The organism is Pantoea agglomerans (assembly GCF_020149765.1).
GTDB lineage: Bacteria > Pseudomonadota > Gammaproteobacteria > Enterobacterales > Enterobacteriaceae > Pantoea > Pantoea alvi.
In genome coordinates this window covers 363071-379463 of sequence record NZ_CP083808.1, presented here as the reverse complement: position 1 = coordinate 379463, position 16393 = coordinate 363071, and the positions used below count along the sequence as shown (strand labels likewise).

Sequence of the window (16393 nt, the reverse complement as noted above, 5' to 3'; positions counted from 1 at the left end):
TTCAGGAGAGGGTTTCTTTTTAATTTAACCTGTAACTATGGTGGATTTAAAAAATGCCGCTGTGCTGCTGCGCACACTTTTGCGTCACGCCGGAACGCGCCCGTCATACGCTTTTTTCTTCGCCTTCGGAGGATAATAAGCGGGGCGGGCAGGATAAAAAATCCAAAGATGCCGGGCGTGCTTATTACTTTTTTTAAAGAGGGTGGGCTTTACGATTAAAGGTAAAAAACAGGTGCCGCTCTGGTTGTGACGCAGCTTCTGATCCACAATTTGCGGCAGTTTACTAAGGGATAATCAGATGGCGCATCATCACACAATCATAACGCTGGCCAGACGGGCGCTGATCGGCCTCGCTGTTCTGCTGCTGGTATTCTTTATTGGCCGTATTTATCAGTCGGAGCAGGGCGCGGCGCTGCACAGCTGGCACCGCTGGGTTGCCGATGAGCTGTCGGCTGATGAGACAGATCGCGCCAGCTTCGCTGACTATCAGCAACGGGAGGCGCGCATCTTTCAGCAGATGAAAGCGGAGCTGAACGATACGCTGAGCGATAAGGATAAAAACGCGCTGAACCGTTTTAATCCCGGCAGTGCGGTCTACCCGGCGCGCTTCCACACCGACTGGAACCGTTCATTTATCCTGATGCCCAAAGGGGAGATTCGAGGCGCGGTTGTGCTGCTGCACGGCCTGACCGACTCGCCCTACAGCATGCGCTATCTGGCGGAGGATTATCAGCAGCGCGGCTTTGTCGCGGTTGTGCCGCGTCTGCCGGGACATGGTACGGCGCCGGGATCGCTTACCGCGGTTAACTGGCAGAGCTGGATGGCGGTCACCCGGCTGGCGGTGCGTGAGGCGACCCGGCTGGCGGGCGTGCAACGGCCGCTGCATCTGGTGGGCTATTCCAACGGCGGCGCGCTGGCGATGAAATATGCGCTTGAGAGCCTGAGCGACAGCCATCTGCGCGCGCCGCAGCAGATCGTTTTGCTGTCGCCGATGATCGGCGTTACCGGCTATGCCCGCTTCGCCGGGGTCGCGGGCTGGCCCGCGCTGTTTCCCGCCTTCGCCAGAACCGCCTGGCTCAACGTCCTGCCGGAATATAACCCCTTTAAATATAATTCGTTTCCCGTCAATGCCGCGCGCCAGTCCTGGCTGCTGACGCAGGCGCTGCAGGCGCAGATTGTACAGGCGGCGCGCAGCGGGCAGATCAGCGCGCTGGCGCCTGTGCTCACCTTTCAGTCGGTGATGGACGCTACGGTCAGCACTCGCGCGGTGGTCGATGCGCTCTATCATTATCTGCCGCGCAACGGCAGCAGTCTGGTGATTTTCGATATCAATCAGGCGGCGAATATGAGCGCGCTGTTCCGCGCGCCGCTTCCCTCGGCGGTTAGCCGCCTGCTGCCTGCCGCGCCGCGCGCCTACGCGGCAACCGTGATCACCAACCGCTCGCCCGTCACTTATCAGACCGAGGCGCGTACCATTAAGGCGGGCGAGGTGGAGGAGCGGGTCGAGCCGCTGGATCTGGCGTGGCCACGGGATATGTTCTCGCTGTCGCATATTGCCGTGCCCTTTCCCCTGAGTGACGACCTCTATGGCGAACAGCCTGGCGAGAAGAACCGCTACGGCATTTCGCTGGGTACGCTCTCGCTGCGCGGCGAAACCAGCAGCCTGACGGTCGGCCCGGAGACGTTTATGCGCGCCACTTCCAGTCCCTTTTTTAGCGATATGATGGCGCGTGTTAACGCGCGGATCTCCTGCAGCGGCGAGGCGGATTACCTTGCCTGTATCGGCCGGTAATCGTGAGCGGGAGAGGCTGGAAAAAAAGCCCGCGCAGGGCGGGCAACAGAGAGCGTGTCTTTAGATTCTTGATTTCGTAGGCAACACGTTGCTGTGTGTTACCCGCTAATCATAACGCAGCGGCAGCGATTTTATGTGTGAGGCGGCCGATATCTCTGACAGGTAAAAGCGGACGTCAGACAGGTGATCCTGTTGCGTCTGGCGCAGGGTTTCGGCTTTGAAGGTGAAAGAAGATTTTATCGGCGAGCTCGGCCTTCGCAGCGATACCTGGGTTTCACGGGCAGAAAAGGGAAATTGCGAGAAGCGCACAGCCTGTGCGTTATAACAGGTGAGCATCCCTGCTCGACAGGCATCCGTTAAATCGCTTCGCGCAGCTCGGGCCAGGCGACAGCGGCGCCGGTATCGCTGAACAGGCGTCCCTGGAAGTTGATCACCCCGGCCGCTTCCAGCCACATCCACTCTTCCGGACGTTCAATGCCGGCGGCGATAACGGTGATTTCCAGCGCGGAGCAGCACTTAATAATCGCCTGCACCACCGCCTGCTTCGGGCCGCTGCGGTGTACGTCGCGAATAATGCCCGCGTCGATGCGAATACGATCGGGCTGGATGCGGGTCAGCATAGATAATCCTGCCGAACCGTCGCCAAAGTTGTCGATCGACAGGCTGATGCCCACCTCTTTAAGCTGTCTTACCGCCGTGGAGAAGGCATCCAGCTGAGAAATCACCTCGGTTTCGCTAACGCCGATAATGACCTGCTCCGGCACCAGTCCGGCATTGCGTATCGCCTCTACAATAATGCGCACCGCTTCGGGGATCGCCACCAGCGTCATCGGCAGCAGGCTGACGTAGAGCGACATGCCTTCCGGGCAGGCTCTGCCTGCCTGGGCGAAGGCCTGTCTGGCGGCGTTCAGGCTGGCCTGATATTTCGGCAAACCTTCCAGCGCGACGTCCCCATCCAGCGTGGCGATAGCCTCAATCGCCGTTACCTGACGCCCCAGCGGATCGATAACGGGCTTGAAGGTGACGCCGTGATGGGTGGGCCAGCTGTCGGAAGCGCCGGTCTGGTCGGCAATAAAGTCCCAGTAATCAGCCGGCGGCACTTCAAAATAGTTCTCTTTTTCACGCGACTCGACAAAGGTGCGCAGGAACTGCAAACCACGGTCGTCGTAGGTCAGACGATAGCGCGACGTGCCCTTATCCAGCACCGCCTGCAGAACGGTGGTGCGATCGTGCAGGCGCAGGTCGAACAGCTCCATACCCGCATTACCGAACCGGCGAGAAGGCGAGTAGTCGCGCATCAGCTCCACTACGTTGTGGTGGCGTTTGTCGGCGCATATCCGGCTGTAAATCTCCAGTACGCCCGCCTCTGGCCCTTCCAGAATCTGGAAAAAGTGGGTGCCGTTAAACAGCAGAATGCCTGTCACGTTATGGGACGCATTCAGCTGGCTGGCTTTATCCACCATGCCGGGAAGGGATTTTACAGGAACCTCGTCGGCGAGATGGCTGCGATAAATTATTGTTGTAAGCATGAATGCTCCGTTTATCGTGATTGTCGCGGCCACATTAACAGTTACAGGCAGGCTTACGCCAATAAAGAGTGAGGAATTTGTGCGTTTACAGGATTTATCCGTAGCGGCTATCCGAAAGAGGCTAAATGTATAGGGTAATCAAGCCCTTTATTGATATTCAGATAAAAACAGGTGTGCGGGTTCGTTTTTTCTAAGTGATTGTATTTAAATTAATAAATAAATCTAATGTTTTATTAGTTTGTCCTTCCGCTTCGCTTAATATCAGGTGACATTTTTCCGCTTTTTTTTTACTGGGGAGCAGGCGGATCTTGTTTTCGGGCAAAGGGAGGGCTCTTTACAAAAAATAAAAAGCTGTACAGGTTTTCGGTTACTAAACTGGCAGATGAGGTTATTTTTAATTCGAAAACAAAGGAGACTACGTGTTATTTCACAACGATGAGAAAGGTCACGCCATTATCGGCGAAGCGGTTATCAGCCTGGCTCTCGGTGAGAAAGAAATAAGCGTTGAGACACTCATCGCTGAGCTGAGTCGCATGGCTGAAAATGAAACCCACGCCGCAAGGCTAACGGCTATCTCTGAGGCCAGACGCTGGCTGAAGAGCTATCAGCATCATGACAACCGGGATCGAACCGAGCTGCACTGGCTAACGGTGGCCAGCCGGGAAGATGATGGAAGACATAGCGAGGACGTCATCCGGCTCCGGCCGGAAAACGACGATGACAGATAACCTCATTATCGGGCGCGTCCAGCGCGTCCCGGCCGGAGAAGTCTGTCAGGGACGACACTTTTCTCTCCTCTTTTGTTCACCTTGCGCAAACTTGTACAACTTTATTCTCCTGCTAAAAACGGGCTAAGCCCCCGTAATAACAGGCTTAACGAGGTATTTAGCACTTTTTGCACAAAAATAGGACCTGTACAGCGCTGCAAGTCCTGTACAACTTTGCAAGAGTTGTATAACTTTACCACAGGTTTTGATGATCACAATTTAATCGCTTGTTAACGCAGAGGGTTTACCATGCGCCAGAACGTCGCAATTGCAGACACCGTTCGCCATATCAGCACCACCGCGCTGCCCTCGCAGCAGGAAATTCTGGGTCAGGTTGTGACGGAGATCCTGCGCGCAGGTCAGAGCCTGAACCGCAAGGCGCTCTGCTCGCGTCTTATTCGTCGTCTTGAACAAGCGACCGGCCCGGAACAGGAGCAGCAGCTTCATCAGCTGATTGGCATGTTGTTTAGCCGCTAAATCTGCAGCGAAATCCTTCAGGCTGGCTGGTTAGTGGCTGAGCCTGACTCACATACACTTTGACGGCGCTGCGCATGACTCTCGCGGGCCATACTATGAGAACATCACATGCAAACACATATGGATGCCCCGCGCGCCGCCTCTGCTGAAGCTGACATTCTTCATTACTTCCGTGAAGCGGGTGAGCATCTGGAAGCGGAGTCTCGCGTACTTGACGCCGTAATTCGCGACATCGTTATCCACGGCAAAAAAGTGACCAGCAAAGCGATCATTATTTACCTGATAGCCGAGCTTGAGAGCGCTACCGACGTGGTGCATCTTGACGTGCTGCGCCACTGCCTGGAAATCGTGGTAGGACACACGCCGGACGACGAAGGCATTTAATCAGCGTTGCGTCGTCTGGCCTGTGGCCGTCGGCGCAGCCGTTTCAAACTGGCCCTGAGAGGCCATCACCGAGCAGCTCAGCGCGGCGGCAAGGGAAACGGCAATCCAGATCTTCATCGCTCTCTCCTGTTATCCTGATTTTGTCTTCCTTAAGCCTGGCATACAGGCGCGTGAGCGAAAGTCACTTTGAAAAGAAAAGGAATTTTCTGACAGCGACGCAAGAGAGCGTCGCTGGATAGTGGCGTCAGTGCAGGAATCTTTCTGCTGCCGGAAGTCCCGTCAGCGCGCCGTAGGTTCCATATTGGGTGCGTAACTGGTCATATACCTGATTGATCGCCTGACGCATGGCCGTCAGGCGCTCGCTGTCCTGTTCCATCTTAAGCTGGCGCTGCAGCATTTCCGTTACGGTGCCCCAGGAAATATCGGCACCCGCCATCGCCAGCTGCATGACGGCCTCGCCAATAACGATACTGGTCATCTTTTCATTTGAGTTATTTTCCATATTGACTCCTTTCCCCTGAAACCTGAAAAAAGTTTAGCACAGGAATAGCGCGCTGCTGCGCCTCCCGTGCGCGCTTTATCTAGCGTCTGAGGCGGTAAATATCAGCAAAATAGAGATAGCCTTTTTTATCGTACTGGCTTTTTAAGCGAGCCTTTTCATCAGCGCTAAGCAGATTACCGGCAAGCAGCGACTGGATAAAAGCGTCGCGTACGTGTACTTCCATATACCAGTCGCCGGTATAGCAATTCTTCAGCGCGCCCCGGTCAATATCTTTTACCCGATAAGCGGGATTGATATGGAAGAAGAAAAAGAAATTACAGATGGCAAATATGACGCAGCAAACAATATATTCAATCGTGCCGAATGAAGAGGAATAGAGCAGCACGCCCATGGTAATGACAAACAGGAAGCACATCAGGCCGTACAGTCCAGGATATTGCCTGATAAAGGAGACGTCAAAATAGGGGCGATCGTTGCGATTTTCTGCGCGGTTTATTTGGTCCAGCTCTTGCTGCAACAGGCTCTCTAATTCGCTATACATGAAACTACTCTCAGCTAAAAATAACCCCAAAAGTATAGATGAATCGCGTTTGATTAGACACCGCTAATAAAGCGGTACGCCAGCCCGGCTAATTATCTCCTGAACGCTTCTGCAGCCCACAGCATCGGCAAAAAGGCTCAGGAGAGTTCCAGCGCTGCGATAACCGCCGCGATGTCGGCCCGGTGCGCCGCCGAAAGCGGCAGCAGCGGGCGAGGGAGGCAATCAGGATCGGCCAGGCCCAGCACGGCCGCCGCCGCCGCCATCACGCGAAGGCTCCCGCCGTGCTTGCGGTAGAGCGCCCACAGCGGGTTCAGGCGCGCGGAGAGCCGGGTGACACGATCGCTATCACCCTGAGCGGCGGCAGCGGTCATTGCCTTCGCCGTCTGCGGGAAAAGTCCGCCGCAGACGGAGTACCAGAGATCGCAGCCCGCATTCAGTCCCGTCGCGGCAAGCGCGTCCACGCTAACGCCAATCCTGACTCGCTGCGGCAGCAGGGCGCGCAGCTGATTAATGTGTCTGCGCGCCTGTTCCGCCTCGTCCGGTACGCCGGGAATTTTTACTGACTCCAGGTGAGGGAGGGTGGCGATACGTCGGTAAAGGTCAGGAGAAAAGGCAAAACGGGTCGTGGCGGGATTGTCATAAAGACAAATCGGCACGGAAACGTGCTGCGACACCGTTTCAAACAGGCTAAACACTTCATCTTCACTCAGCGGTTGATAACTTACCGGCGGCAAAAGCAGCGCGCTGGCCCCTGCGCGCTGCGCATCATCGGCCAGATGGAGAACCTCAGAGGTACTGACGGCACCGATACAGATCATCACTGGAATCTTTTCGGCATGCTCAACCGCCAGAGCTGCGACGCGTGCTCTTTGCTGCCGCGTCAGATAAGCGTAGCTGCCTGTCGATCCCAGCGCGCCGATCGCATCGACTTTGGCCGCCGTAAGACGCGCAAGGATGCGGGCGAATCCCTTTTCATCAATGCCTGATGTGGCTACGGGCGTCAGGGGAAAAGCGCTCAGTCCGGTAAACATCGCTGGCTCCTGTTTATTCAGTCCCTGCGCGTCAGCGCACTTTTTCATACACCGTCATGGTAAAGACAAGCGGCTCATCGCTGGCGCAGGCGTAGCTGTGTGCCATATCGGTCGTGGCGACCGCTGAGTAGCCTGCCTCTAGCCTAAAGGCTTCGTCATTTACCGTTAACAGCAGCGTCCCGGCCGTTACGTGCAGCAGCTCGGTGGTTTCTGGCGGATGTCCTGGCGAGGTAAAGATGTCGCCGGGATACAGCTCCCAGCGCCAGAGTTCAACCATATTGGGTCCGCTGGTGCCTGCCAGCAGCCTGGCGCTTCCGCCATGCTCACCCTGCCACAGCAGCGGGATCTGTTCAGGCTGAAGAACATGCACTTTGGGCTCGCTGGCGACGTCGACGATATCGGCGACAGAGACGCCCATCGCTGCCGCAAGCCGACAGAGCAGCGCAATGCTGGGGTTAGCTTTACAGGCTTCAATCTCCACCAGCATCCCTTTACTGACGCCTGCCCGACGCGACAGCTCATCCAGCGATAATTTTTTCTGCCCGCGATAAAGCTTAATCCGTGCAGAAATAGCCTCGTTCACCGCCACTGCGTCGGCGCCCGGCCCGGTCGGTATGTTGACTTTTTTGGTCATTGGTCGATATTATGCAATAAATTAGTCATTAATAAAGTATGAGATCGCTTCGATGTTGCCGTCAATCAGTTCAGATATCCGACATATTGCGCCGGGCTTCCGTGCATTAAGCATTGAGGTAAAGGCGGCCGCTGTGCGGTCTCCGCAGTTCGGCGCCCTGGCGCTACGCGAAGCGTGCGCAGCGGTGCTTGCCGGCGAACCAGAGTGGGCTGATGCTCATCTCAACGCCTGGAGCGAGGTTTTTCGGGCGTTCGGCGCGAAACCTAAACGCACGCCATGCTCAGCAGAGGCGTTACGTAAACGCGTCATTCGCGACGGCGGTATGGCCTTGCTCGATCCGATCGTCGATCTCTATAACGCGGTCAGCCTGCGCTACGCCATTCCGGTCGGCGGAGAGAACCTCGCCGCCTATGTCGGCACGCCAGAGCTGGCGATCGCTGACGGCACGGAAAGTTTTGATACCTTCAAAGAAGGGCAGCCCGCCGTTGAAACGCCAGAGGCAGGCGAGGTGATCTGGCGTGACGAGCAGGGGGTGACCTGTCGCCGCTGGAACTGGCGCCAGGGAGTACGCACCCGCCTGAGCGTAACGGATCGGAACATGTGGTTCGTTCTGGAAAGCCTGCCGCAAATGCCGCTTGAGGCGCTCTACGCGGCTGGGCAGATGCTGACTGAGGGCGTGGATACCATCATGCCCGGCGCAGAGTGCGAGCTAACGCTGTTGGGGCCGTTATAAACGCCGGGCTGCGCACTCAGGCGCGAGAGGCAAAAATAAAGTGGGTGTCGGTTTCGCTAATTAAATAGAGATTTTTCGCCTCGCCGCTGGGCGAAACAAAAACCACCTCCTGACCGATGCTGAGCGAAGAAAACGCCTCAACAGGCTGGTTTTCTTTCTGGATCTCCAGCAGCATGCGCGACTCAAATGCGCGTTCGGCAACGGTATCGAGATGATAGTTGCAGCTAAAAGAAAGTTCAGGCTTATCGAGTATATAGAACTGTCCGGACGGCATAAGCGTGACCTCATTAAGGAGCGAGCGGCGCGGCAGAAAGCGCCGCTGATGACTTTAGTGTAGTTATAAAAGAGAGGAGTCGCGCCCAGAAGCTGAAGAGAGCCGCTCAGGTCTATTTGTTAGCAGGCTAATAGTCTCCCTGGCAAGAAAGGTTAATGGGCGCGGCGGATTTTATGAGACTATTCTTACGCCCCTTCAAGAGCTAAGCCATTGCGAGTGCCGGAGATAAGCGCCGGGTGGGGCACGCGTATTCTTACAGGTCGCCTTCAGGCGGCCTTTTTTTGCGCGGCAGTGCGGAGAAAGAGAACCGCCATTCCGTGGCGAACAACAATCCTCAAGGTACCTTACTCAGAATTACCTGGCGGACGTCGGCTTTTCTGACCGCCTTTCCGACCTGCTTCCCTGGCTCTGTCAGGATTATTCCTGAAATTGCCTCCGCTGGCTTTGCCTCCTGCGCTGCCTGCTTCTTTGGCACGATCCGGATCGTTGGCAAAATTACCGGCGCCACCTCTGTACTTCTGTTGTGTCATAGGTAGAACTCCTATCACTGTTCCATTAGATAAAAGGACTAGCTAGTCACCCTTTAAGCGTAGCCCGGCGTAACCCTTAAGCAAGCGAATGCCGCAGCAAAAGATGCTGATTTTTCTGTAGGTTAATAAGGATTGTTGAGTATGCCGCCGCGCGCGGCGGCATAAAAAAGCGGGGTAAGTTTGCGGGAAAACGCGAGCCTTTTCAGGCGAAAGGCGAACGATTTTCCTCTGCCGCCTGCGCGCGATCGCGCGAAAGACGCCAGAAATCAGAGCCGGAAGGGTGCTGATAGATGCGCAGCGAAAAAAGCGTCGCCACCGCAAAGATATACTCGAAAATCGCCGACTGTGAGTTTTCATAGTCGGCCCACAGCGTCGAGGAGGTAAAGCAGTAGACCTCAATCGGCAGACCGTCCGGCGAGGGCTTCAGTGCGCGCACCACGATATACATATCCTTGCGGATATCGTCGCGCTGCGCCAGCCAGGCGGTCAGGTAGTGGCGAAACACCGTAAGATTGGTTAAGCCGTTTTCAATAAACCAGCGATCGCCCACGGCGCTAATGTCGCGACCGTCAAGCAGCACGGAAAGCGGTTCGCTGACGCCGCGCAGCTGCGTCATTGACTGCAGCATCTCCTGATTCACAAAGGTCACGGAGTCGAGATCGAGATAGAAACTGCGCATAATGCGCCGCGCGCCCGAGGAAAACATCGCCTGCCAGTTGGTATAGGTTTCCGTCAGGAAATTTTTGGTGGGAATGCGGGAGATGGTGTTATCCCAGTTGCGGATGGTAATGGTATGCAGAGCGATATCCGTTACCTCGCCGCTGAGATTTTTATCTGGCATCTCAATCCAGTCGCCAAGCTGCAGCACATCGTTTGACGAAACCTGAATATTGGCCACCAGCGACAGCAGGGTATGCTGAAAGACCAGCATTAAAACCGCCGCGGCCGCGCCCAGGCTGGAGATAATAATCACCGGCGACTTATTCGACATAATTGCCAGGATCATAATCGCCGACAAAATATGCACCAGGATTTTGCCGATCTGGATATAGCCTTTAATCGAATGATTTTTACGCTTCGACTTTTTCGAGTAGGAGTTATTAACAATCTCCAGCACTTCGTTAAAAAAGAGCGACAAATAGACGAAGAAGAGAATGCCGCACAGCGTCCTGATGGCGATTTGCAGATGCTCAGGCAGCTCCGGCATAAACTGCAGCAGATAATAGACGGTAATAACCGGAATAAAGTTGGAGAGCTTCTCCGAGATCCTGACATCCTTATCCAGCGGGACATCGCTTTTATGGGCGCTGAAAAAGACCTTCCGCACCACTTTGACCACGAAGAATTTGCAGACAAGGTGCGCAATCATGCCGGCGAAGATAAGCAAAATAATATTGAAGGTGGCGGAAAGCGCGACGTTCCCCTCAATAAAGCCCATTAAATCATTAAAATAGTGCATTTTTACCACGTACTGAAAAGGGTAGAGCGAGAGTTAAGCATAAAACAGAGACGGATGATAAGCGACGAATGCGCCACAGGGCGTGGCGGCAAAAGGACAACGCCCAGACAGCGCCGGGCGAGGGATGCTGTGCCGACGGGTTAAGAGCGATCGCAAGCCGACCCTCTTATCCCGCCGCGCGGCGCGTCAGAGCAGAGAATCGGGATTGGCTTTAGCCGCTTTCTTCTCCTCTTCGACAGCCTGCACCGGATCGGCCGCGCTCAGCCAGCGATCGAATTTCTGGTAGGTCTCGATAAAGGATTTAAAGTAGACGGTAATGCCGGTGACATTCTCTTTTCGCTCCATATAAGCCACCGCCAGTTTAAACGCATCCTGATTTTCAAATTTCACGGGCTTTACTCTCCTGAATTACGGGTTTATTCAGCGTAGCCTGGCGTCGAAACCCGCGCCTGTGCATCTGTCTGCTTTTTCCCGCAAGGCGCGGCGGATAGTGACGACGCATGACCCGCAGCGCCTGCATCATAACCCCAGGCGCTTCGCTTTACATCAGGTTAAATCAGCAATCTTTCGCCCGCCGGGTTGAAAGCGAAAGTTGCGCAGAGGCATCGCGCAACGGCGGCGGGCAGGCCGATCAGAAGCTGTAGGTCACCCCGGCGTACCAGGCGCGGCCCGGCTCGTTGTAGGTGGACGCCCCATCGTTCTCGCGATAGATGCGTTTATCCAGCAGATTGCTGACGCCCGCGTTGGCACGCAGATTTTTTGTCAGGTCGTAGTTGAGGTTCAGGCCTACCACCGAGTAGGCCCCGATTTCGCGCTGCGACAGATTGTTCACTTCCAGACGCGATTCGGAAAACTCGCGCGGCTTCTGGCGGCCATACATCGTCCAGTTGATATCGCCAGAAAGGTCGCTTGTTATCTGCCACTCCAGCTGCGAGTTGATGGTGTACTCTGGAATAATCGACAGCGGATTACCGGTCTCTTTATCTTCCGACTTCAGCATATAGGTGGCGTTGCTGCGCCATTCCAGCCTATCGGCGATCAGCGGCACCGTCAGATTGCCTTCCAGTCCTTCCACCACCGCCTTGCCGCCATTTTCCCAGCGCAGAATGTTATAGCCGTTAGAGGCGATACCCACGCGCTCGCGCCCAGAGACAATCTTGTTTTTGTAGTCGTTGCGGAACCAGGTGATGCCCGCCACATAACCCTCATGGGCGTACTCAATGCCCAGCTCTTTATTGACGCTCACTTCCGGCTCAAGGTCGTCGCTGCCCAGCAGATAACAGCTGCCTGAGGTAATATCCTTCGGACAACCGTTGCCGCGCGTAGAGAGCAGATAGCCTTCGGTAGACTGATAGAGATTCGGCGCTTTAAAGGCGCGGGCGATACCCGCCTTCAGCGTAAAATCATCTCCCAGCCCCTGCGACAGGTTCAGGCTCGGGCTCCAGTTAGCGCCAAAGCTGTTGTGATAGTCGAAGCGGATGCCGGGAATAATTTCGGTCGAGTCGGTCGCGGCGATATTATCCTCAAAATAGAGCGAGCTGAGGGTCGCGCTGTTCTTGCTGCTGCGATCCGCCGCGTTGCCGCTGACGCCGCCGATATTGACGCCCGCCTGGTTGGCGGCCTGCATCGAGGCGGGATCGTTCAGCTTGTCATGGTTCCACTCCGCGCCCAGCGTCACCGTCTGCTCGCGCAGCCAGTCGAGCGGGAAGTTAATCTCCGCGTTGCCGCGGTAGCTCTCCAGCTGGCTGGTAGCGAATTTATCGCTGTTGATCATTCCTTCCACGCTGCCGCCGGAGCCTTCCTGCAGGCGCGTGTTATTGGTTTTTTCGTAATTGAACGTCAGCTTCGACAGGCCCCAGTCCCAGATACCGTTGTGCGCCAGGCCATAAGACTGACGATACATACGGTTGGTTTCGCTGCCGACCAGCGATTCGACCAGGCCGTTAGCGCTGTTATTGCCGTTACTGTTTTGCGTGTCGCCGGCGTAGATATTGCCCTGGCGGCTGTAGCCGTACGAGAAATCAAGGATCTGCTCTGGGGTTATCTTCCAGGAGAGCACGCCGTTGATATCTTTATTGCGCACCCCTTCGCGTCCCGCCGCATAGGAGCCGTTCTCGGCGGTATTAATGTCCCAGGCGTCGCCGTCGGTTTTATTGATGTTGCCATAGAGGCGCATCGTCAGCGCGTCGCCCGCCAGCGGCCCGCTCAGGCTGAAGTTGGCGCGTTTGGTCGCCCCCTCTTTGCTGTCTTCTGGCTGGTTGGTAAACAGCGAAAGGGAGCCGTGCCAGTCGTTGGTTGGCCGTTTGGTAATGATATTCACCACGCCGCCCGCCGCGCCGGAACCGTAGCGCGCCGCCGCCGGGCCGCGAATCACTTCAATGCGCTCCACCATCTCAGGCGGCACCCAGTTGGTGTCGCCGCGCGTATCGCGTTCGCCGCGCCAGCTGTAGCGCACCGCGTTGCGCGAGGAAACCGGCACGCCATCTATCATAATCAGCGTGTTTTCCGGCCCCATGCCGCGAATATCGATCTGGCGGTTGTTGCCGCGACTGCCGCTGGCGCCGTTACCGGTCAGGTTTACGCCGGGCATCTTTCGAATAATGTCGGAGAGGTCGTTCACCGGCGGGCTTTTTTCAATATCTTTGGCGGTAATGGTGGAGACGCCGGGCTGCTGCTTGAGTATCTGCTCGGCGGTGACAAGCATCGTTTCGTCATCGGCCAGCTTTTCTGTCTCTTCCGCCGCGCCGACGCCGGTGGCGCTCAGCATACCGACCATCAGCAGGGCGCAGGGGCGCTTTCTGAAATCTACCGTTACATTCACTTAAACATTCTCCCTGTTGCGTTAATGAGTGTAAGCAAATGCGTATGATAGTGATAATGATTCTCATTGTATAGATTGCGTCAGCATATTTACATTTCTACACAGTAGGTTAGGAAACGGACGACGCGCCGCGCTAATGCCTGATCCGGCAATGCTTAGCGTTTTTTTGCATTTGTTAACTCTGCCTCCTCTCACTGAGAATAAAGCCGTCCAGCCGTATGGATATTCATTCCCGGAGAGAGACAACATCTGTTTAAGCTTGCGAAGCGTTACCCCGGCTGCGCATTTTCCCGCAAGGGATTTTATTTGATCAGGAGAAAGGTCCCAGTGAAACTCATGCAAAGCGTTACCCTTATCGTTCTCGCGCTGGCCGCCCAGGGCGCGATGGCTGCCGACACCTCGGTGCCGACCGACAGTTCGCTGCATGTGCAAGCCGATCCCGCGCTGAAAAGCCTGGTGCCTGCCGCTATCCTGAAGCGCGGCTATATTGTCGCCGGAACAAACCCCAATACGCCGCCCACCACCTTTTATAAAGAGGACAACAAAACCCTGGCGGGGCGCGAAATCGACGTGATGAACGCCGTCGGCGAGCGGCTGGGCGTCGCGGTGCAGTGGCGCGACACCGGCGGCTTCGACAATATTATTCCCGGCCTGAAAACCGGGCGCTACGATGTGGCGCTCTCCAACATCAACGCCACCCAGGCGCGCCTGAAGCAGGTCGATTTTGTCGGCTACTACAACGCCAGCCGCCTCGGCATTATCTCCCTGAAAAGCGCCACTCTCGCGCCGTTCACCACTTTCGACGCCGTGTGCGGCAAAGAGGTCGGCGCGGGCGCGGGCACCACCCAGATCACCCGGCTGGAAGAGGCGAGCAAAGCCTGTGAAAGCGCCGGCAAGCCGCCGATTAAAATCGCTGTTTTCCCCGATCGACCGGCGGGCGTGCAGGCGGTGGTCAGCGGCCGCGTGCCGATGTTCTTCGGGCCGTATGAGGGACTGAGCTGGCAGGTAAACCTGATCAAGCCGCTGACCATGAGCGGTGAGATCAGCGTCAATGACGCACCGGTCTCTGTGGCCTTCCCTAAAGATTCGCCGCTGGAGCCTGCGGTGCAGGCCGCGCTCAATTCGCTGATCAAAGATGGCAGCTACCAGAAGATCCTCGATCGCTGGGGCATCGGCTTCGGCGCGGTAAAAGAGGCGAAACGTAATCAGGAGATCTTTCAGTGAATCCGGCACCCGACCGAGCTGACGAGCTGCGCATCGTCGGCAAACGCTACTACGGCCGCTGGCTGAGCGCGCTGCTGGTGCTGCTGTGCGTGGCGGCGATGGCCCACTCGATGATTAATAACCCGCGCTTTGAGTGGGGCGTTATTGCCGATAACTTTACCGAGGCGTCAATCCTGCAGGGCGTCGTGATGACCCTGCAGCTGACCGCGATCTCGGTGGTGCTGGGGTTCGCTTTTGGCACGGTGCTGGCGCTGATGCGCCTCTCCTCGAATCCGGTGCTGGTCGCGGTAAGCTGGGCCTATACCTGGTTCTTTCGCGGCGTGCCGATGCTGGTGCAGCTGTTTCTCTGGTACAACATCGCCGCGCTCTATCCCACGCTTTCCCTGTCGTTGCCGGGTACAGGCGAGCTGTGGAGCGCCCAGTCCAATGCGCTGATCAGCCCGTTTAGCGCCGCCGTTATCGCGCTGGTGATGCACCAGTCTGCCTACGCGGCGGAGATCGTGCGCGCCGGTATTCAGAGCGTCGGTAACGGGCAGCTTGAGGCGGCGCGGGCGCTCGGCTATCGTCCGGCGCAGATTTTCCGCTTTACCATTCTGCCGCAGGCGATGCGCGCCATTCTGCCGCCGGCGGGCAATGAGGTAATCGGCCAGCTAAAAACCACGGCGGTGGTGTCGGTTATCTCGCTGCAGGATGTGCTTTTCTCCGCGCAGATTATCTATCAGCGCACCTATGAGGTGATCCCGCTGCTGCTGGTGGCGACGCTCTGGTATCTGCTGATGACCTCGGTGCTGTCGGTCGGGCAGTTCTATATTGAACGCTACTTTTCGCGCGGTGTGTCGCGCGGTCAGTCGCGCACCCTGTGGCGCAGCCTGTTAAATGGCGTGACGTCGACCCGCAGCGAAAGGAGTATCAGTAATGGCTGAGGCAATTGCCCTGCGTAACGTGACCAAACGCTTTTCCGGCGTCACCGTGCTCGATGAGGTTGACCTGGATATTCCGGCCGGCTCGGTAACGGTGATCCTTGGGCCGTCCGGCTCGGGTAAGTCGACCTTGCTGCGCTGCATTAACCATCTGGAGAAGCTGGACGGCGGCACTATCCGCATCGGCGGCGAGCTGGTCGGGTACCGGCAGAAAGGGCAGGCGCTGCACGAGCTGAACAGCGGCGAGGTGGCGCGCCAGCGCCGCGATATCGGCATGGTGTTTCAGCAGTTCAATCTCTTTCCTCACCGCACGGTGCTGCAAAACATCGCCGACGCACCGATTCGCGTAAAAAAAGCGCCGCGTCAGCAGGCGCTGGCAAAGGCGCGCGCGCTGCTGCAGCAGGTTGGGCTGGCGGGGCGCGAAGAGGAGTGGCCGCAAAATTTGTCAGGCGGGCAGCAGCAGCGCGTCGCCATCGCCCGCGCACTGGCGATGGATCCCGGCGTGCTGCTGTTTGACGAGCCGACCTCGGCGCTCGATCCCGAGCTGGTGGGCGAAGTGCTGCAGGTGATTAAGCAGCTGGCGCACTCCGGCATCACCATGGTGATCGTCACCCATGAGATCGGCTTCGCGCGTGAAATCGCCGATACGCTGGTGTTTATGGAAAGTGGCAGGATCGTCGCTGCCGGGCCGACGCAGCAGGTGCTGGAGGATCCCAGCAACGGGCGCGTGCGCAACTTTATCGCAACGGTGCTCTGAGCACCCTTTCTCCGCAGG

Annotated in this window: 19 protein-coding genes; 8 read left to right on the top strand and 11 right to left on the bottom strand. The window is 56.7% G+C overall.

The window, feature by feature from the left end; genetic code table 11:
* Positions 1–84: 84 nt before the first annotated feature.
* Positions 85–267: a hypothetical protein gene (locus LB453_RS01730; protein WP_224481389.1), complete on the bottom strand. Its 183-nt coding sequence runs from the start codon at positions 265–267 to the stop codon at positions 85–87.
* Positions 268–298: 31 nt separating this feature from the next.
* Between LB453_RS01730 and LB453_RS01725 the strand changes: the two genes are divergently transcribed.
* Positions 299–1792 (top strand): alpha/beta hydrolase, encoded by a 1494-nt coding sequence (locus LB453_RS01725; protein WP_103796683.1) that lies wholly within the window; start codon positions 299–301, stop codon positions 1790–1792.
* Positions 1793–2148: 356 nt separating this feature from the next.
* Here LB453_RS01725 and LB453_RS01720 read toward each other — a convergent pair whose 3' ends face one another.
* Entirely contained in the window at positions 2149–3321 is a 1173-nt protein-coding gene (locus LB453_RS01720) for a diguanylate phosphodiesterase (RefSeq protein ID WP_103796681.1), read from the bottom strand.
* 419 nt (positions 3322–3740) lie between these two features.
* Here LB453_RS01720 and LB453_RS01715 point away from each other — a divergent pair, with 419 nt between their 5' ends.
* The 3 genes from LB453_RS01715 (at position 3741) to LB453_RS01705 (ending at position 4949) form a co-directional block, all read left to right on the top strand.
* Complete coding sequence (locus tag LB453_RS01715; protein ID WP_103796680.1) at positions 3741–4049, top strand: hypothetical protein; 309 nt, start codon at positions 3741–3743, stop codon at positions 4047–4049.
* 288 nt (positions 4050–4337) lie between these two features.
* Complete coding sequence (ycgZ, locus tag LB453_RS01710) at positions 4338–4565, top strand: regulatory protein YcgZ (RefSeq protein ID WP_103796679.1); 228 nt, start codon at positions 4338–4340, stop codon at positions 4563–4565.
* A gap of 108 nt (positions 4566–4673) precedes the next feature.
* On the top strand, positions 4674–4949 hold the full coding sequence (locus tag LB453_RS01705; protein WP_103796678.1) for a biofilm development regulator YmgB/AriR family protein: 276 nt from the start codon (positions 4674–4676) through the stop codon (positions 4947–4949).
* A 244-nt stretch (positions 4950–5193) separates the two neighbouring features.
* Here the strand turns inward: LB453_RS01705 and LB453_RS01700 are convergent, their stop codons facing one another.
* From LB453_RS01700 to LB453_RS01685, 4 genes are all read right to left on the bottom strand, one after another.
* On the bottom strand, positions 5194–5451 hold the full coding sequence (locus LB453_RS01700; protein WP_103796677.1) for a hypothetical protein: 258 nt from the start codon (positions 5449–5451) through the stop codon (positions 5194–5196).
* 79 nt (positions 5452–5530) lie between these two features.
* Positions 5531–5992 (bottom strand): YlaC family protein, encoded by a 462-nt coding sequence (locus tag LB453_RS01695; protein WP_103796676.1) that lies wholly within the window; start codon positions 5990–5992, stop codon positions 5531–5533.
* A gap of 137 nt (positions 5993–6129) precedes the next feature.
* The gene (locus tag LB453_RS01690; RefSeq protein WP_103796675.1) at positions 6130–7023 is read right to left on the bottom strand and encodes a dihydrodipicolinate synthase family protein; all 894 of its coding nucleotides are present in this window, start codon (positions 7021–7023) and stop codon (positions 6130–6132) included.
* Between the two features lie 31 nt (positions 7024–7054).
* On the bottom strand, positions 7055–7657 hold the full coding sequence (locus LB453_RS01685) for a helix-turn-helix domain-containing protein (RefSeq protein WP_103796674.1): 603 nt from the start codon (positions 7655–7657) through the stop codon (positions 7055–7057).
* A gap of 43 nt (positions 7658–7700) precedes the next feature.
* On the opposite strand from LB453_RS01685, the gene LB453_RS01680 reads away from it, so the two are divergent.
* On the top strand, positions 7701–8390 hold the full coding sequence (locus LB453_RS01680) for a B3/4 domain-containing protein (protein WP_103796673.1): 690 nt from the start codon (positions 7701–7703) through the stop codon (positions 8388–8390).
* Between the two features lie 16 nt (positions 8391–8406).
* Here the strand turns inward: LB453_RS01680 and LB453_RS01675 are convergent, their stop codons facing one another.
* The 5 genes from LB453_RS01675 to LB453_RS01655 form a co-directional block, all read right to left on the bottom strand.
* Positions 8407–8664 carry a hypothetical protein gene (locus LB453_RS01675; RefSeq protein WP_103796672.1) on the bottom strand — a complete coding sequence of 86 codons (258 nt, stop codon included), beginning with the start codon at positions 8662–8664 and terminating at the stop codon, positions 8407–8409.
* A gap of 344 nt (positions 8665–9008) precedes the next feature.
* Complete coding sequence (locus LB453_RS01670; RefSeq protein WP_071997410.1) at positions 9009–9194, bottom strand: general stress protein; 186 nt, start codon at positions 9192–9194, stop codon at positions 9009–9011.
* Positions 9195–9396: 202 nt separating this feature from the next.
* A complete protein-coding gene (locus tag LB453_RS01665) occupies positions 9397–10653 on the bottom strand; it encodes a mechanosensitive ion channel family protein (protein WP_103796671.1) in 1257 nt (418 codons plus the stop codon).
* Between the two features lie 186 nt (positions 10654–10839).
* Positions 10840–11043 carry a hypothetical protein gene (locus LB453_RS01660; RefSeq protein WP_033748479.1) on the bottom strand — a complete coding sequence of 68 codons (204 nt, stop codon included), beginning with the start codon at positions 11041–11043 and terminating at the stop codon, positions 10840–10842.
* A 241-nt stretch (positions 11044–11284) separates the two neighbouring features.
* Positions 11285–13429, bottom strand: a complete 2145-nt coding sequence (locus LB453_RS01655) for a TonB-dependent siderophore receptor (RefSeq protein ID WP_103796670.1) — start codon at positions 13427–13429, stop codon at positions 11285–11287.
* A 381-nt stretch (positions 13430–13810) separates the two neighbouring features.
* Between LB453_RS01655 and LB453_RS01650 the strand changes: the two genes are divergently transcribed.
* The 3 genes from LB453_RS01650 to LB453_RS01640 are packed head-to-tail and all read left to right on the top strand — an operon-like array spanning position 13811 to position 16375.
* Complete coding sequence (locus LB453_RS01650) at positions 13811–14698, top strand: ABC transporter substrate-binding protein (protein ID WP_199187345.1); 888 nt, start codon at positions 13811–13813, stop codon at positions 14696–14698.
* The gene (locus tag LB453_RS01645; RefSeq protein WP_103796668.1) at positions 14695–15621 is read left to right on the top strand and encodes an amino acid ABC transporter permease; all 927 of its coding nucleotides are present in this window, start codon (positions 14695–14697) and stop codon (positions 15619–15621) included. The genes LB453_RS01650 and LB453_RS01645 overlap by 4 nt, the downstream gene beginning before the upstream one ends.
* On the top strand, positions 15614–16375 hold the full coding sequence (locus tag LB453_RS01640; protein WP_103796667.1) for an amino acid ABC transporter ATP-binding protein: 762 nt from the start codon (positions 15614–15616) through the stop codon (positions 16373–16375). The genes LB453_RS01645 and LB453_RS01640 overlap by 8 nt, the downstream gene beginning before the upstream one ends.
* Positions 16376–16393 lie beyond the last annotated feature (18 nt).

What these genes read in the sequence shown, in the direction of transcription:
- LB453_RS01725 (WP_103796683.1), top strand. Translation starts at nt 299, where the DNA reads ATGGCGCATCATCACACAATCATAACGCTGGCCAGACGGGCGCTGATC.
- LB453_RS01720 (WP_103796681.1), bottom strand. Translation starts at nt 3,321, where the DNA reads ATGCTTACAACAATAATTTATCGCAGCCATCTCGCCGACGAGGTTCCT.
- ycgZ (WP_103796679.1), top strand. Translation starts at nt 4,338, where the DNA reads ATGCGCCAGAACGTCGCAATTGCAGACACCGTTCGCCATATCAGCACC.
- LB453_RS01705 (WP_103796678.1), top strand. Translation starts at nt 4,674, where the DNA reads ATGCAAACACATATGGATGCCCCGCGCGCCGCCTCTGCTGAAGCTGAC.
- LB453_RS01700 (WP_103796677.1), bottom strand. Translation starts at nt 5,451, where the DNA reads ATGGAAAATAACTCAAATGAAAAGATGACCAGTATCGTTATTGGCGAG.
- LB453_RS01695 (WP_103796676.1), bottom strand. Translation starts at nt 5,992, where the DNA reads ATGTATAGCGAATTAGAGAGCCTGTTGCAGCAAGAGCTGGACCAAATA.
- LB453_RS01690 (WP_103796675.1), bottom strand. Translation starts at nt 7,023, where the DNA reads ATGTTTACCGGACTGAGCGCTTTTCCCCTGACGCCCGTAGCCACATCA.
- LB453_RS01685 (WP_103796674.1), bottom strand. Translation starts at nt 7,657, where the DNA reads ATGACCAAAAAAGTCAACATACCGACCGGGCCGGGCGCCGACGCAGTG.
- LB453_RS01675 (WP_103796672.1), bottom strand. Translation starts at nt 8,664, where the DNA reads ATGCCGTCCGGACAGTTCTATATACTCGATAAGCCTGAACTTTCTTTT.
- LB453_RS01670 (WP_071997410.1), bottom strand. Translation starts at nt 9,194, where the DNA reads ATGACACAACAGAAGTACAGAGGTGGCGCCGGTAATTTTGCCAACGAT.
- LB453_RS01665 (WP_103796671.1), bottom strand. Translation starts at nt 10,653, where the DNA reads ATGCACTATTTTAATGATTTAATGGGCTTTATTGAGGGGAACGTCGCG.
- LB453_RS01655 (WP_103796670.1), bottom strand. Translation starts at nt 13,429, where the DNA reads ATGGTCGGTATGCTGAGCGCCACCGGCGTCGGCGCGGCGGAAGAGACA.
- LB453_RS01650 (WP_199187345.1), top strand. Translation starts at nt 13,811, where the DNA reads ATGCAAAGCGTTACCCTTATCGTTCTCGCGCTGGCCGCCCAGGGCGCG.
- LB453_RS01640 (WP_103796667.1), top strand. Translation starts at nt 15,614, where the DNA reads ATGGCTGAGGCAATTGCCCTGCGTAACGTGACCAAACGCTTTTCCGGC.